Source organism: Bacillus sp. JJ1533, assembly GCF_036965045.1.
GTDB lineage: Bacteria > Bacillota > Bacilli > Bacillales > Bacillaceae_L > Ferdinandcohnia.
The window spans coordinates 21734-38290 of the sequence record NZ_JBALOV010000006.1 but is presented as its reverse complement, the minus strand read 5'-3'; the positions used below and the strand labels follow the sequence as shown (position 1 = coordinate 38290).

General features: G+C 37.8%; 12 protein-coding genes. 8 read left to right on the top strand and 4 right to left on the bottom strand.

Translation table 11 applies throughout. The features are described 5' to 3' along the window. The first annotated feature begins 77 nt into the window (after positions 1–77). Positions 78–1796: an acetate--CoA ligase gene (acsA, locus tag V7138_RS03725; RefSeq protein ID WP_335394409.1), complete on the top strand. Its 1719-nt coding sequence runs from the start codon at positions 78–80 to the stop codon at positions 1794–1796. Positions 1797–1843: 47 nt separating this feature from the next. Here the strand turns inward: acsA and V7138_RS03720 are convergent, their stop codons facing one another. Further along, on the bottom strand, positions 1844–4780 hold the full coding sequence (locus V7138_RS03720) for a transglycosylase domain-containing protein (RefSeq protein ID WP_335394407.1): 2937 nt from the start codon (positions 4778–4780) through the stop codon (positions 1844–1846). 152 nt (positions 4781–4932) lie between these two features. Here V7138_RS03720 and tyrS point away from each other — a divergent pair, with 152 nt between their 5' ends. After that, complete coding sequence (gene tyrS / locus V7138_RS03715; RefSeq protein WP_335394406.1) at positions 4933–6192, top strand: tyrosine--tRNA ligase; 1260 nt, start codon at positions 4933–4935, stop codon at positions 6190–6192. Positions 6193–6274: 82 nt separating this feature from the next. Here the strand turns inward: tyrS and rpsD are convergent, their stop codons facing one another. Further along, positions 6275–6877: a 30S ribosomal protein S4 gene (gene rpsD / locus V7138_RS03710; protein ID WP_335394404.1), complete on the bottom strand. Its 603-nt coding sequence runs from the start codon at positions 6875–6877 to the stop codon at positions 6275–6277. A gap of 409 nt (positions 6878–7286) precedes the next feature. On the opposite strand from rpsD, the gene V7138_RS03705 reads away from it, so the two are divergent. After that, the gene (locus V7138_RS03705) at positions 7287–8708 is read left to right on the top strand and encodes a sensor domain-containing diguanylate cyclase (RefSeq protein ID WP_335394402.1); all 1422 of its coding nucleotides are present in this window, start codon (positions 7287–7289) and stop codon (positions 8706–8708) included. Between the two features lie 164 nt (positions 8709–8872). Then, a complete protein-coding gene (gene megL, locus V7138_RS03700; protein ID WP_335394400.1) occupies positions 8873–10054 on the top strand; it encodes a methionine gamma-lyase in 1182 nt (393 codons plus the stop codon). Between the two features lie 73 nt (positions 10055–10127). On the opposite strand, the gene V7138_RS03695 is transcribed toward megL, so the two are convergent. Continuing rightward, positions 10128–10607 carry a GAF domain-containing protein gene (locus tag V7138_RS03695; protein ID WP_335394398.1) on the bottom strand — a complete coding sequence of 160 codons (480 nt, stop codon included), beginning with the start codon at positions 10605–10607 and terminating at the stop codon, positions 10128–10130. Between the two features lie 142 nt (positions 10608–10749). Between V7138_RS03695 and refZ the strand changes: the two genes are divergently transcribed. Then, entirely contained in the window at positions 10750–11403 is a 654-nt protein-coding gene (gene refZ, locus V7138_RS03690) for a forespore capture DNA-binding protein RefZ (protein WP_335394396.1), read from the top strand. Here refZ and hisJ read toward each other — a convergent pair. Beyond that, the gene (gene hisJ / locus V7138_RS03685; protein ID WP_335394394.1) at positions 11393–12214 is read right to left on the bottom strand and encodes a histidinol-phosphatase HisJ; all 822 of its coding nucleotides are present in this window, start codon (positions 12212–12214) and stop codon (positions 11393–11395) included. The two genes, refZ and hisJ, sit on opposite strands and share 11 nt — an antisense overlap. Before the next feature lie 173 nt (positions 12215–12387). On the opposite strand from hisJ, the gene ezrA reads away from it, so the two are divergent. The 3 genes from ezrA (at position 12388) to thiI (ending at position 16520) form a co-directional block, all read left to right on the top strand. Beyond that, a complete protein-coding gene (ezrA, locus tag V7138_RS03680; RefSeq protein ID WP_335394392.1) occupies positions 12388–14085 on the top strand; it encodes a septation ring formation regulator EzrA in 1698 nt (565 codons plus the stop codon). Positions 14086–14173: 88 nt separating this feature from the next. Then, positions 14174–15331, top strand: a complete 1158-nt coding sequence (locus V7138_RS03675; RefSeq protein ID WP_335394390.1) for a cysteine desulfurase family protein — start codon at positions 14174–14176, stop codon at positions 15329–15331. Next, on the top strand, positions 15321–16520 hold the full coding sequence (gene thiI / locus V7138_RS03670) for a tRNA uracil 4-sulfurtransferase ThiI (protein WP_335394388.1): 1200 nt from the start codon (positions 15321–15323) through the stop codon (positions 16518–16520). Before V7138_RS03675 ends, thiI begins: the two co-directional genes overlap by 11 nt. Positions 16521–16557 lie beyond the last annotated feature (37 nt).

The following is a 16557-nucleotide window of genomic DNA, read 5'->3' as shown; positions in this document are numbered from 1 at the left end:
AAAATTTTAAAAATTGAGAAAAGAGAAGTTTTATTTTATAATAGAATAGTAAATCTTACATAAAGGGGAAATGCGAAGTGAAAGTGGAAGCGCTGCCAGCAACAAAAGGAGATTATAATTTAAAAGATTATGATGAAGCATATGCAAATTTTGATTGGGCGGAAGTAGAATCCAATTTTTCCTGGTTTGACACAGGTAAAGTAAACATTGCTTATGAAGCAATCGACCGCCATGCTGAGGGAGCAAGGAAGAATAAAGTTGCCCTTTATTATCGTGATCCATCTCGTAATGAAAAGTATACATTTAAAGAAATGAAGGAATATACAAACCGTGCGGCAAATGTGCTAAAACAGGCTGCAGATGTTGAAAAAGGAGACCGCGTCTTTGTATTTATGCCTCGTTCTCCTGAATTATATTTTACAGTATTAGGAGCTCTTAAACTTGGAGCAATCGTTGGCCCGTTATTTGAAGCATTCATGGAAGGAGCTGTACGTGATCGCCTAGAGGATAGTGAAGCAAAAGTGATTGTCACCACTCCAGATTTAGTAGATCGAATCCCTTTTAATGAGTTACCGGCATTAAAGCATATTGTGTTAGTTGGAGAAGATGTAACAGAAGATGGCCCATTTATAGATTTTCTTGGTCGCTTAAAAACAGCAAGTAAAGAATTAGAAATTGAATGGGTTGAAAGAACCGATGGCATGCTCTTACACTATACTTCTGGCTCCACTGGCAAGCCAAAGGGAGTCTTGCATGTTCATAATGCAATGATTCAACAATATCAAACAGCAAAATGGGTTCTTGATTTAAAAGAGGATGACATCTATTGGTGTACGGCTGACCCAGGTTGGGTTACTGGAACCTCATATGGTATTTTTGGTCCTTGGCTTAATGGAGCATCAAACGTTATCGTAGGGGGACGCTTTAGACCAGAAAATTGGTATCAAACCATTGAAGATTTTGGAGTCACCGTTTGGTATAGTGCACCAACTGCATTTAGAATGTTAATGGGTGCTGGAGATGAAATTGTAAAACAATTTGATTTACGTTCATTGCGCCATATTTTAAGTGTAGGTGAACCACTAAACCCGGAAGTTGTCCGTTGGGGAGTAAAGGTTTTCAATTTACGAATTCACGATAACTGGTGGATGACAGAAACTGGTGCTCAACTAATTAGTAACTACCCTTGTATGGAAATTAAGCCCGGCTCAATGGGAAAACCGTTCCCAGGAATAAAAGCAGCCATTGTCGATGACCAAGGCAATGAATTGCCACCAAATCGCATGGGGAACCTAGCCATTAAAAAAGGCTGGCCGTCCATGATGTATCAAATTTGGAACAACCCGTCCAAATATGAATCCTATTTTATGCCAGGTGATTGGTATGTCTCAGGGGATTCAGCCTATATGGATGAAGATGGCTATTTCTGGTTCCAAGGTCGGGTAGATGATGTCATTATGACATCTGGTGAGCGAGTAGGCCCATTTGAAGTGGAAAGCAAGCTCGTTGAACATCCTGCAATTGCCGAAGCAGGTGTAATCGGGAAGCCCGATCCCGTACGAGGAGAAATCATTAAGGCCTTCGTCGCATTAATCGACGGCTATGAGCCGACAGATGAATTAAAAGAAGAAATTAGGGATTTTGTCAAAAAGGGATTGGCTGCACATGCTGCACCTCGTGAAATTGAGTTTAAGGATAAACTTCCAAAAACGCGCAGCGGTAAAATCATGAGACGTGTTCTAAAAGCTTGGGAACTTGATTTGCCAACTGGCGACCTGTCTACTATGGAAAATTAAATCAATAAGAAAGAGGTGATCCATTGGATCACCTCTTTTTCTATCCTTTAATTTCCACCATTATCTTTGCCCTTACCATTCCCATTGCCGTTATTGCCATTATTGCCATTTTCATTATTTCCTCCCTCAGCATTACCACCTTCTGATGGAGGGGGTGGAGGAGGAGTAACAACTTCTGGCTCTGGTTTGTAATCACCATTCTTAATTAAGACAGAATTTGCAAGTGGTGTTTCTTTACCAGTGACATCAACAGCTGTGACGTAGTATGCGCCAACGGCGTTTCCAACCTTAAATTGTAAATCCTTTGTCGCTGGTATACTTCCAATTTTCTTGAAATCTGTTGTGAAATTAGCAGCTCCATAAATACGATATCCAATCACGTCATTATGTGCATGCTTTGCCCATCTCAATATACCGGAAGAAATAGAAGCACCTTGTACTTGAGAAGGAACAGAGCCATTGTCTTTCAGCTCACTTGTCTCAGTAATGACTAGGTTCTTCCAACGACTGTTTTTAGGAAGCAACTGTTCAATTGCTTTTGAATCCTTTAGGCCATGTTCATCTAAAAATTCTTTCTTAATCATAATTCCTTCTTGGACAAATTCCTGTGGAGCACTTGCTGGTACACGATATGCTTTGCCATTTACCTCTATATACTTACCTTTGGTAAGATTGTCATCAACCTTCGTTGGCACATATTTTGCGTTAAAGATATCAGATTGAACAAGACCAGCTTCTCGACATAAATCAGAAGGAAGTAGACCTGAAATTCCACAGTATGAACGTGATACGATACCACCAGGCATTTTAAAGTTCTCTTTTGGCTGAACAAGTTCTGGCTTAATATCATAAACGGCGTTCATTTGTTGAGCCCAAAGCAGAATACTTCTTCTTGAATAGGAGAGTCCCTTATAAGACGAAGGTATTGTCTTTGGTGTATCATAGCCCATCCAAATACCAAATGTTACATTAGGGTTTGCCGCAACAAACCATACGTCATGTATGAAGTTGGTTGTACCTGTTTTACCTGCCCAGTCCGCATTAAATTTTAAATATCCATTAAGGGATGCAGCAGTACCACCATTGATAACATCACGCATCATATCGATCGTTAAATACGCAGTTTGAGGTGAAAATACTTCAACAGGCTTCGATTCATGCTCATACACAACTTCACCATCATTCGTCACAATCTTTTCAATCATATAAGCATCGATAAATTTACCCTCGTTCGCAAATGTAGCAAACGCATTAACGTTCTCTTCGACAGAAACACCATTCGTCATCCCACCAATTGGTAGTGAAGCTGCATGATAATCTGCTTCAGCTAGAGAAGTGAATCCCATTTTCTCTAAAAACGTGATTGGACGTTGATTAAAAGCTTTTAAATACGTTTTGATAGCTGGTATATTCTTTGAAATGGTTAAAGCGTGTCTAGCAGACATTAACCCATCAAAGTCGTAAGGACCACCAACGTTTTGTGGTGTGTAATTTCCATAAGTGAATTTCACGTCAGCTATTACACTTCCAGGTTGTACTAATCCTAATTCCATAGCTGGTGCATAGGCTAAGAGTGGCTTCATTGTCGAACCATTAGGACGTACTGCAGGAGCAAAGGCATGGTTCGTTTGCTCACGTTCGAAGTCACGGCCGCCCACAAAACTAATAATTTTTCCTGTCTTGTTTTCAATGAGTACAGAACCAAGCTCTTCCGGTTCCATCACTTTTACATCTTCATTCGTTTCTAAATTTTTCTTCGTTGCTTCTTTATCTGGGCCAAAATATTGATAGTTTTTTACTACCTCTTGCATTGAGTCAAAGATTTCCTTGTCAATCGTAGTGTAAACTTTATATCCATTTTGACGAAGGCTTTTATCAGCAATCCCGCGGTAGTGAATACGCAGATCCTCATTTTCTTCAAGATCTTTTTCCTCGTACCCATCATCCTGAGCCAATTTTTTCATTAAAATATCAGTGGCCCGTTTTTCAACTTCAGCTGTTAACCAAGGATATTTTTCTGCAGGCTCTGATTTTGGTGGTGCAAGGTTTGCGCGAATATCATACGCAAGTGCTTCTTCATATTGCTGTTGGGTAATGAAGCCACCTGTATGCATGCGCTCCAAGACTGTCTTCATTCGGTTAAGACCGGGTTCTAAGTTTTCTTTTACCTGTCCACCCTTATTTGAGAAAGGAGTATATACATATGGGTTTTGCGGTAGACCAGCGATAAAAGCTGCTTGTGGCAGATTTAAATCCTTTGCATCTACTCCGAAAATCCCTTGAGCTGCTGTTTGTACCCCGGCAATATTTCGACCTGATGAATTACGACCATAAGGAATAATGTTTAAATAAGCTTCTAGAATTTCATCCTTATCAAAAAACTTTTCAAGTCGAAGTGCAATTAAGATTTCTTTTGCCTTTCTATCGAATGATACTTCATTTGATAAAATTTGGTTCTTAATCAATTGCTGTGTTAGTGTACTTCCCCCCGTTTGGACAGGGGAACTTGTTACATCCTGGACGATAGCTCGTAAAATTGATTTAGGAACAACGCCATCATGCTTATAGAAGTACTGGTCTTCAGTTGCAATTACAGCATCCTTCACATATTGAGAAATTTCATTAAGTGATACTTCTTCGCGCTGGAGGTCTGCCCGTAGCTGACCAAGATAGACTTCGTTTGCAAAGTATACCTCTGTATTTTCTTCGTAATTATAAATATCTTTCTTTAAGCTATCATAGCTTCGAACAGGTTCGTCCTTTACTAGGGATGCAAAGTATCCAGCGCCTGCTCCTCCGGCAAAGCCAAGACCAAGTATTCCGATGATAAAGAAAAGCAAAAATAAATTCCATACAACCCCGTATGTAACTCTTATCCCTTTACGAGTCTTCTTGCCAGCAATAGCTCTAACTGCTTTATTCGATGTGACTCTTTGCCAAAAAGAGTTAATTTTTTCAAATATCTGTGATTTATTAAAATTCATAATCATCCCCCTAAAAATCCAAGTTTATTATAGCATATACCATAGGGACTTTAGTATTTTTTTATGAATTTCCAGTATTTAATTTGACAATATTAGACATAGTGTGATAGAAAAACCTTATTATAAGGTTAAAAGGAGAATTGAAAAATAGAATGGATGTTATTCAGGATTTGGCCTATAGGGGTCTTATAAATCAAGTAACCGATCAAGAAGGTTTACAGAATATATTAGCGAACGAAAAGATTAAATTATATTGTGGATTTGATCCAACAGCTGATAGCTTACATATTGGGCATTTAGTAGGGATTTTGACGTTAAGAAGATTCCAGTTGGCCGGACACCAACCGATTGCTCTAGTTGGGGGAGCTACGGGTCTAATTGGTGATCCGAGCGGTAAAAAAGCGGAGAGAACGCTAAATCCAAAAGAAGTTGTTGTTCAATATAGCAATAGCATTAAAGAGCAGCTTTCTCGCTTCTTAGATTTCGAAGCAGAGAGAAATCCAGCTCAAATTGCGAATAACTATGATTGGATCGGAAGCTTAGACTTAATTACATTCTTGCGTGATATTGGAAAGAGTTTTGGACTTAATTACATGCTAGCGAAAGACTCAGTCCAATCACGTTTAGATGCAGGTATATCCTTCACAGAGTTTAGTTATATGATTTTACAATCCTATGACTTTTTAAAGCTTTATGAAAATGAAGGTTGCAGGCTTCAAATCGGTGGAAGCGACCAATGGGGAAATATCACCGCTGGACTAGAATTAATCCGTAAGACAGTCGAAGATGCGAAAGCATATGGTTTGACCATTCCACTTGTAACAAAGGCGGATGGAACGAAGTTTGGTAAAACAGAAGGCGGAACGATTTGGTTAGATAAAGAAAAAACGTCACCATATGAGTTTTATCAATTTTGGATCAACACGGATGACCGTGATGTTGTACGTTATTTGAAATATTTTACATTCCTTTCAAAAGAGGAAATTGAAAGTCTTGAAGCTGAAATTCAACATGCACCTGAAAAACGTTTAGCACAAAAGACATTGGCAGAAGAGGTAACAAAATTAGTTCATGGAGAGGCTGCGCTTGAGCAAGCGATGAAGATTTCTGCAGCATTATTCAATGGTTCGATTCAAGAATTAAGTGCAGAGGAGATTAAGCAAGGGTTTAAGGATGTTCCTTCTTATGAATTTGATGGGGAAGCAGAGGTTAGTTTAGTTGATTTATTAGTCATGAGTAAAATATCTCCATCGAAGCGTCAGGCACGTGAGGATATTGGAAATGGCGCCATTTATGTAAATGGTGACAGAATCCAAGAGGTAGATGCGGTACTTACTGCGCACCATCGAATTGAAGGGCAATTCACAGTCATTCGTCGCGGCAAGAAAAAATATTTCTTAATAAAATATTAAGTAAGATAGGGTGTTCCATAAGGGGCACCTTATTTTGTATAAAAAAAAGAGGAAAGGGATGTCCCTTTCCTCTTTCGGAAGATTAACGTGAGTAGAACTCAACGATGAATGCTTCGTTAATTTCAGCTGGTAATTCAGAACGCTCAGGTAAACGAGTGAATGTTCCTTCTAATTTATCAGCATCAAAAGTTAAATATTCTGGTACAAATGTAGTAGCTTCGATCGCTTCCTTGATTGTAACAAGGTTACGAGACTTTTCACGAACTGCAATTGCTTGACCAGGTTTTACACGGTAAGATGGAATATCAACACGTTTTCCGTCAACAAGAATATGACCATGGTTAACTAATTGACGAGCTGCACGACGAGTACGTGCAAGTCCAAGACGGTAAACTAGGTTATCTAAACGTGATTCAAGAAGAATCATGAAGTTTTCACCAAGTACCCCATGCATTTTACTTGCATTAACAAATGTGTTGTGGAATTGACGCTCATTCACACCGTACATGTGACGAAGCTTTTGCTTTTCTTGTAATTGTAAACCATATTCAGAAAGCTTCTTGCGTTGGTTTGGACCATGTTGTCCAGGAGCGTAAGGACGCTTTTCTAATTCTTTACCAGTACCACTTAATGAGATTCCAAGACGACGGGATAATTTCCAGCTTGGACCAGTATAACGAGCCATGAATGACTCCTCCTTCAATGTTTTTATTTTGTTGTAAAATAAAAACAGATGTGCTAGATGCTTTTGACTATTTTGTTTTCATGTACCTTCGCCCTAGCAGCCAAGAGTTACCCGATACACCATCTATGGGCTTAAACACCCAGTAGAGGAACAAAATAGAACAAAAACCTACTCACATTTGCTGCAATATTTTACACAACGACCATTATATGATTTTTAGATTAGGAAGTCAAGTTTTCATGAAATTATACAAAAGGTAGGTGGAAACTTGTGCTTATTTGGAGATTTTTCAATTTTAAACATCATTATTGTAATAAATTTGGATTTTTTAAGAGAATATGAGACATTTTTCGTGCATTTTCTATTATAATGAATGTAGAAAGTATAAACGTCAGATGGGTGATTAATCATGAAGTTTCCAAATGAAGAATTAAGATATGAGCAGCTATTCAGAGTAACCTCAAAGTTTCATTCAACGATGGATATTGATGCTGTGCTTGAAGAGGTTATAAATACATTACAAGATGTATACCCATCATTCACTTTTACCTTATTTCTCGCACATGATAACACGAGGCATAAAGTTATTCCAATTAAGGAAATAAAGGAATATGAACTTGGCGAAAACTCGCCTGTTATGCAAGCGTTTGTAACTGGGAAATTGCAGCTTGAAAATGTGGTTGCTGAAAAAATGTCCATTATTTATGCTCCTCTAAAAGGACGTCAGGGCGTTTATGGAGTGTTGAAAATCAATGCTCATGATGTGTTGGATTTTCCTACTTCGGAAATTCAGTTTATTGGATTATTAGCGAATACAGCTGGACATGCATTCGAAAATGCTCAGCTTTACCAACAATCAAAGCAATTAATTGCGGATCTTCAGCTAATTAATGAAACTTCCCATAAATTAAACTCAAATTTGAGATTAACAGATACATTGACATTTATGTCATCCCAAATCAAAAATTCTTTTGGTGCCAATGAGGTTGGTTTCTTTTTACAATCGAATGAGCAAATAGAGGTACTTCCTGGAAGTACTACTTTTTTTGAAGAAGGGAATGGGGAGACCTATGTTTTATATAGCCTTGAGAGGATCTTAACGGATAAAGAGCCTCTTTTCATTGGGGATTTACAGGTCAACCCAGCATTTAGCGTGATCTCCTATCGTTCCATGATGGCTGTACCCATGGTGCAACGCAATGAAATCTTAGGGGTTGCAATTGTCCTCCATGAATTACCTTATTTCTTTTCTTTCGATAAATTTAAGCTTCTCCAATCGTTAATTCATCATTCATCCTTGGCTTTTACAAATTCAATTCTTCGGGAGGAACTTGAAAAGTTGGTGATTACTGATTATTTAACAAAGCTCTATTCACGTAATCACTTAGAAGATTGTGTCCAGGAATCACTGGAAACAGATGCTTTTGGAACGTTTATTTTAATTGATATTGATGATTTCAAAGTAATCAATGATACATACGGACACCAAGTAGGGGATGAAGCACTCCTTCAAATTGCGAATTTAATTAAGGAAAATATCCGTGATAACGATATAGGAGCCAGATGGGGTGGAGAAGAGTTGGCAATTTATTTGCCTAGAGTGGGTCTAACTGCAGGGATGGCTGTTGCTGAGCGGCTTGGAAAAAGAGTCGAACAGCAATCAAATCCAAAAGTAACGATATCCTGTGGTGTTGCCACATGGCACAAGGAATGCAAAGAAACATTCCATAGTCTATTCCACCGTGCAGATAATGCCCTCTACGTAGCTAAGCAATCTGGGAAAAATAAAGTCATTGCAAGTGAAAATAAACTGATTGAAAGACATTCATAATTGGATGTCTTTTCTTGTTGTGAGAAAAGCTCAGGTTCAAAGAAAAAGGATTTCAACGCATTAATCCAACTAAACCTCTAAGAGATTAGAAAACGCTTTCAAAACAAGCATACTTGTCATATGCTAATGATAGAAGCAAATGTTTTAAAGGGGGATTAAGGAGCATGTTCCATGAAAGTAAATATTTTGATACATTGGCGATTCACGGTGGTGGTGGATCAACTTCCTCTAATGGGAGCTTAACACCACCACTTTATCAAACGTCAACCTTTACTTTTGAATCGGCTGAACAAGGAGAAGCGCGTTTTGCCGGTAACGAAGAGGGATATATCTATTCCCGTTTGGGTAATCCGACGGTTAAGCTATTGGAAGAAAGGATTGCCTTATTGGAAGGTGGGGAAGCTGGACTTTCATTTGGGTCAGGAATGGCTGCGGTATCTGCTGTATTGCTTGCCTTAACCAAATCGGGTGATCATATCCTTTGTTCACAAGGACTATATGGATGTACGTTTGGCCTTCTTCAAATGATGAAGGAGAAATACAATATTGATCATGATTTGAGTGATATGGATGATGATGATGAAATTCTTTCTAAAATAACTCCACAAACAAAAGTAATCTACATTGAGACTCCGATTAATCCAACCATGAAACTCATTGATTTACAGAAGGTTGTAAAAATCGCTAAACGGCATAAAATCCCAGTTGTTGTTGATAATACCTTTTGTTCACCTTATTTGCAACAACCAATTAAAATAGGCTGTGATATTGTCGTTCATAGTGCAACAAAGTATATCGGAGGACATGGTGATGTAATCGCTGGCCTTGTCGTCGGAAAAAAGGATTTTATCCAACAAGTGGCGATGACAACGAAAAAGGATATAGGTGGGATCATGTCTCCATTCGATGCCTGGCTTTTACTACGTGGGTTAAAAACACTTCCAGTACGCATGGACCGCCATTGTGACAATACGGAGAAAATTGCCTCATTGCTAAAAGAACATAAAAATGTGGAGCAAATTTTTTACCCTGGAGATGCAGAAAGCCCTGCACATGAGATAATGAAAAAACAAATGCGTAAGCCTGGTGGATTAATATCCTTTACAATTAAAGGGTCAAAGAAGGATGCACAAACTATGTTAAATCGGGTAAAGTTAGCTAAAATTGCAGTGAGTCTTGGTGATACAGAAACTCTTATCCAACACCCAGCCACCATGACACATGCGGTTGTACCAGAGGAAGCTCGATTAAAAATGGGAATTACCGATAATTTAATTCGCCTATCGGTAGGTTTAGAAGCATGGGAGGATATTTGGGAAGATTTAAACCAAGCATTAAACGTATAACTTTATTTACACTAAGGCGAATTTAGTTGAAAAAAGCCAGTTGGGAACCGATCCCGACTGGCTTCAAACAATTTTATAGATGCTTTTCTAAAACTTTTACAAATTCTTCTAGGCATTGTTGATCCACTTCATCGAAGCGTTCCTTGACTGGACTATCGATATCTAGTACACCAAATACTTCGCCATTCTTCATTATTGGAATAACAATTTCTGATTGAGAAGCACTGTCACAAGCAATATGGCCTGGGAAAAGATGGACATCTGCCACTCTTTCAGTCTTTTGATTTTGTGCCGCAGTACCACAAACCCCACGTCCCATAGGAATTCTTACACATGCAGGTAGCCCCTGGAAAGGACCAAGAATGAGTTCATCTCCTTTTTTTACATAGAACCCAACCCAATTGACATTGTTCAAGAATTGATTAAGCAATGCTGATGCATTTGCTAAGTTAGCGATTTGGTCTTGCTCATCTTCTAGTAAAGCTTGTAGTTGTTTAGTTACAAGTTGATAGTCTTCTACTTTATTCCCTTTATATTGTTCGACATTAAACATGAATGTTCCCCTCCATTTGAGTAATTCCTACATAAATTATATCAAATATAGCTTAAAGCGCGTGACTTGTCGATAAGATCTTAAAGGAATCGGCCAAAGCGTATCGAAATCTATACATTAATAAGGGTAAGGTGGGTTGGTTATGAAAAATAATAGCATGAAACAAAAAATTATCGATTCTTCCGTTTTTTTATTTAATACAAAGGGCTTTGATGGCACAACAGTTCGTGAGATTGCAAAAAAAGCAAATTGTAATGTAGCCAATATCTCCTATTATTTTGGGAATAAAGAAGGGTTACTTGAGTATCTGGTTTCCTCTTACCTAGAGGGATATTTGACAATCGTTGAACATGCCTATATTGAATTGGATAATAGAACTGCTAGGGAATGTTTAGTGCTAGCGATCAGAGGCATTATGGAATACCAAAAGGAAAATCGTTTGCTATCACGATTTGTCCAAAGGGAAATAACTTTCGATACCACATTGATTCGTGAAATCATGACCACCTATATGGCAAAGGAAAAATATTATTTTCAAACCATTTTTGAAACAGGGATGAAACAACAGGAGTTTGCCCTTATTCCGATTCCTTATGCCATCATGCAATTAAAGGGCATGCTATCGATGCCATATTTACATCCTCAATATATGTCAGAGGTTCTACATTTAATGCCATATGAACTGTATGTAACAGAACAATATTGCCATGAAATTGAAAAATGGGTTAACACGACAATCTGTAGACAGCCACAAGCGGTGAAAAATAATGTAACACCTTTTCCTGTTAATTTGTAGTCGGCGAAACTAACACCGCATTTTTATATAAATTTTCAAACCCTTGATTTAAATCCTTCCTGCTGTGGGCATCGGAACCATAGACAAGAGGGATTTTTCGTTTTATTGCCTCTCTTATAATTTGTTCAGGGGGATATACTTCCCTGCAGAGAGGCTTATTAATACCCGCCCCATTATAGTCCAAAGATAGCCCGTAGTCTGCAATCTTGTCTAGAATCTTATTGATTCTATCATCGAAACTTGTTGATGTAGGGAATTTTTTTTGAAATTTATGAACAAGTGTTATATGACCTATTCTTTTTGGTTTAAACGGTCCAAGGTCTGATGTGACTGAACACAGCAATGTATCATAATAAGCTTCATACACAGCGTCTACTGATGAATAATCCTGTATCATCTTTGCGAACGTATCAGGACTATAGTCGAGACAATCGTACTGATTGCCGTTTTTTAGGAAATGAACAGATAGAATACTGTCATTTAAAAAGCGACCATACTCATTTAAAAAGGCCTTTGTATCCTCTTCATAGCCCTCAATAAAGTCGACCTCTAATCCGATATTAATTTTAATCTCAGAAGCAAATTTTTTTTGAAGCTCTGATAAAACTTTAAAATAGTGTTCTAAATCATCTGCATCCATTCCACTATCCTTTTGAGGTGTGGGATCAGCAAAACGTGCTGGGAGTGGAGCATGCTCAGTGAATGAAATTTCATCAAATCCTAATTGAAGAGCACGTGCAATATATTCCTCAAATGCATCCTTCGTACCGTGTGGACAGAAGGGGGTGTGGACATGACCATCTGCTTTCATCGACAAATCCCTCGTTTTCTATAAAATTTGTAAAAAATTTTAAAAGTTTTAGTCAAAAATTGTCGTTTACATGGTATCATAAATACATTATAAAAACATTTGAAAAGAATTTATATAGATAAATACATAAATGTCTAGAACGAGATTGATTGTGGGAGCAAGGAGGCCAAATTATGGAAATCATAATCGGCATAATCGTAGTAGTTGGTGCAGTTGCTATTTTTGGATTTTATTCGAGAAAAAAGATATATAAAGATGTTGATCGGCTGGAAGCATGGAAAATAGATATGATGAATCGACCAGTTACCGATGAAATAGCAAAGGTAAAAGATCTCAACATGACAGGTCAAACGGAAGAATTGTTTGAACGCTGGCGAAAACAGTGGGATGAAATTGTCACTGTCGCACTTCCAGATGTCGAGGAATTATTATTTGATGCTGAAGACTTAGCAGATAAATATCGTTTTGGAAAAGCGAAAAGGGTTCTTGCCCAAATCGAAGCCATTTTAAATGATGCTGAAAGTAATATTGCGGTCATTTTGGAGGAACTTAAAGAGCTAGTTGGTAGCGAAGAAAAAAATCGCATCGAGGTAGATGAATTAAATCAATTATATCGTGAGTTAAAGAAGAATTTACTTGCACACCGTCATACTTTCGGTGGTGCAGAAAAACAGCTTGAAACGAATCTAGAAGGTATTTATGTAAAATTTAAGGAATTTGAAGAAGCTACAACAAATGGGAATTATTTCGAAGCAAGGGAAATAGTGCTCCTCATTAAAGAAGCTCTTACTGTGACGAGGCAGCAGATGGACGAAATTCCTCATTTACTGCATGAATGCCAGAGTGCAATTCCAAACCAATTAAATGAAGTTTCAGACGGATATAGTCAAATGGAACAGGAAGGCTATTCACTCGAACATCATCAAATTGAAAAAGAAATAGAACGAATGAAGGAACAATTAGCTCAGTATGTTACTTTAGTTGAAGAGCTCAAACTGGAAGAAGCGAAAAAGGGCTTGGATGAGACTCAAGAATCCCTCGATACAATCTATGATTTACTTGAAGCTGAAGTAAAGGCAAATCAGTTTGTTAATAATGAGGTCGAAAAAATAGAACAGGATCTTGAAGAGCTGATTGAGGGGAGTAAGAGTACTGAAGAAGAGACAGCATTTGTGCAGCAAAGCTATCATTTAAATGACCATGATTTGGAGCGTCACCGGACTATCGTAAAGCGAATCAAGCAACTTGTGAAACAGTACGTTTCAATTCAAGCAAGGCTTGAGGATGACAAGATTGCCTATTCATTAATTAGAAAAGAGCTTGAAGAAGTTTACGGCATGATCCAAGATGTGAAGGAAGAGCACTTACAATACTCAGAGATGCTGAAAACTCTTCGCAAGGATGAGCTTCATGCAAGAGAACAAATTTTAGAAATGAAGAAACAACTTGCAGATGCAAAACGCCTTATTTCAAAAAGCAATATACCAGGCCTGCCGATTAAATATTCTGAACTATTGTCCGAAGCGAAATTATCTCTAACGCAAGTTATGTCTACGCTTGAGGAAAAACCACTAAATATGAATACGGTGAATCAAGCTCTACAAAATGCACTTGATTTAATTTCACAAACTCATAAAAATACAGAAGAAATGATAGAGCAAGTATATCTTGCAGAAAAAGTCATTCAGTATGGAAATCGATATCGCAGCAGAAATCCAAAAATAGCGGTGAGTTTACTAGAGGCAGAAAATTCTTTTAGGAATTTTGAATATGCTCTTGCACTTGAGCAAGCTGCCACTGCAATTGAGGATGTAGATCCGGGAGCACTTAAAAAAATTGAAGTATTGTTAGATGACGATAGTGAAAAGTAAGGACCTCAAATTGGGGTCCTTTCCTTTTTTAATTCTATGAATTTATGGTATGATTTTGATGCAAATAATGCTTATTAGGGGAAATTATATGATTTATTTAGATAACAGTGCAACAACTAAACCATTTGATGATGTTATTGATTCGTATATAAAAGTTGCAACAAATTATTTTGGTAATCCCTCTTCCTTACATGGAATTGGAGGACAAGCTGAAAAGCTTTTAGAACAATCACGTTCACAGATTGCATCCCTTTTACACGTAAAGCCACAGGAGATTATTTTTACATCAGGCGGGTCAGAGGGGAATAATTTTGCAATTAAGGGGATTGCTCTACAATATCAAAAACGAGGCAAACATATTATTACAACCTCAATTGAGCACCCATCTGTCAGTGAAGCCTGCAAACAATTGACAGACCTCGGATTTGAAATAACATATCTTCCAGTTGACGAAGGTGGAGTAGTATCGATTGAAGATTTAAAGCAAGCTATCCGTAATGATACGATATTAGTTTCGGTTATTCATGTAAATAATGAAGTAGGCTCAATCCAACCGGTTGAAGAAATTGGCAAGCTTTTAGAAAAGTATCCGAAGATTATTTATCATGTTGACCATGTGCAGGGAATAGGTAAAACCCATTTAAATTTTAATAAGGCGAAACTTGATTTATGTACGATTTCAGGGCATAAGTTTAATGGACTTAAAGGAACTGGAGTGGTTTTTGTCCGCCAAGGTGTACGAATTAAATCCTTAATCGCTGGCGGGGACCAAGAAATGCAAAAAAGGTCAGGTACAGAAAATGTAGCAGGCTTTGTTGCCTTAGCAAAAGCATTACGAATGACGATGGAGAATAGAGATGCAAATATCCAACATCTCACAGTTTTAAAAAAGGCGATTATCGACAAATTATCAATTATGAATGGAGTTACAATTCATACACCTGTGAAACACAGTGCTCCACATATTATTAATTTTTCAATCGATGGGCTAAAACCTGAGGTGTTTGTACATTTATTAGAGGAAAAGGGAATTTTCGTGTCAACTACCTCAGCATGCTCATCGAAGAATAATGAACCGAGTAAAACATTGATTGCCATGGGAGTACCTGTCGCCCAAGCGAATAGCTCGATTCGAATCAGTCTTTCTCATCAAAATCAATTAGAAGAGGTTCCGCAGATAATAACTGCAATTGAAAATTCAATACAGAAATTACAAAATGTAATGGGGGAAAGAAATGGAATATGATCACATTTTAATACGATTTGGCGAAATTACTACAAAAGGTCGAAATCGTAATTTATTCATTAATAAACTAGTACATCATATAGTAAGAAAACTTACAGATTACAAAGGACTTACGTTTGAAAAAACAAGAGACCGAATTTATATAAAGCTAAATGGTGAACCCCATGAGGGAATAGTAGAGATTCTTAAAAATATCATAGGAATTCAGTCCTTTAGTTTAGCCTTAAAAGTTGAAAGTGAAATGGAGCAGATTAAAGAAGGCGTACTTGCCGCCATCCAACAGCTAGAACATGAGGGGAAATCATTTAAAATCTCGGCTCGACGTTCTGATAAAGCCTTTCCGCTTGACTCGAATCAGTTAAATTATGAGCTAGGCGCACATATTTTAAAGAATGTTAAGGGAATCAATGTCAATGTGCATACCCCTGATATTAATATGCGTGTCGAGGTTCGTAAGGAAGCGACATACATTACCTTTAAGGATGAGAGGGGTTTAGGCGGACTTCCAGTTGGCTCAAGTGGGAAAGCCATGCTTATGCTTTCAGGCGGACTAGATAGCCCTGTTGCCGGGTTCCTAGCTATGAAAAGGGGATTAACAGTAGAGGCAGTACATTTTCACAGTCCACCTTATACAAGCGAACGTGCACGCCAAAAGGTGATTGACCTTGCACAGCAGCTTACTGATTTTTCTGGAACGATTAAGCTTCATATTGTGCCATTCACTGAAATTCAGACCACAATACAAAGGCAAATTCCGGAAAACTATACGTTGATTTCAACTCGTCGGATGATGCTGCGAATCACGGACGAGATCAGAAGAAGACGTAATGCGCTAGCGATCGTAACTGGTGAAAGTTTAGGACAAGTAGCTAGTCAGACATTGGAAAGTATGCATGTTATAAACAATGTCACAAACACACCGATTATTCGTCCTCTTGTAACAATAGATAAGTTTCATATTATTGATATGGCAAAGAAAATCAATACACATGATATTTCAATTCGTCCGTTTGAGGACTGCTGTACCATCTTTACACCAGCGGCACCAAAAACAAGACCAAGACTGGAGAAAGTAGCTCATTATGAAAGCTACACAGATTTTGAAAGCTTAATTGAAAAAGCAGTCCAAGAAACAGAAGTTCTTACACTAGATGGCTCAAAAAAACAAGAAATAGAGGACTTATTCTAGTAGAAAATCATTCTTTTGTTGTGAACATTTACCAGCG

Coding starts and splice junctions, on each gene's coding strand:
- tyrS (WP_335394406.1), top strand. CDS start 4,933: ATGGATGTTATTCAGGATTTGGCCTATAGGGGTCTTATAAATCAAGTA.
- refZ (WP_335394396.1), top strand. CDS start 10,750: ATGAAAAATAATAGCATGAAACAAAAAATTATCGATTCTTCCGTTTTT.
- megL (WP_335394400.1), top strand. CDS start 8,873: ATGTTCCATGAAAGTAAATATTTTGATACATTGGCGATTCACGGTGGT.
- rpsD (WP_335394404.1), bottom strand. CDS start 6,877: ATGGCTCGTTATACTGGTCCAAGCTGGAAATTATCCCGTCGTCTTGGA.
- ezrA (WP_335394392.1), top strand. CDS start 12,388: ATGGAAATCATAATCGGCATAATCGTAGTAGTTGGTGCAGTTGCTATT.
- V7138_RS03695 (WP_335394398.1), bottom strand. CDS start 10,607: ATGTTTAATGTCGAACAATATAAAGGGAATAAAGTAGAAGACTATCAA.
- thiI (WP_335394388.1), top strand. CDS start 15,321: ATGGAATATGATCACATTTTAATACGATTTGGCGAAATTACTACAAAA.
- hisJ (WP_335394394.1), bottom strand. CDS start 12,214: ATGAAAGCAGATGGTCATGTCCACACCCCCTTCTGTCCACACGGTACG.
- V7138_RS03705 (WP_335394402.1), top strand. CDS start 7,287: ATGAAGTTTCCAAATGAAGAATTAAGATATGAGCAGCTATTCAGAGTA.
- V7138_RS03675 (WP_335394390.1), top strand. CDS start 14,174: ATGATTTATTTAGATAACAGTGCAACAACTAAACCATTTGATGATGTT.
- V7138_RS03720 (WP_335394407.1), bottom strand. CDS start 4,780: ATGAATTTTAATAAATCACAGATATTTGAAAAAATTAACTCTTTTTGG.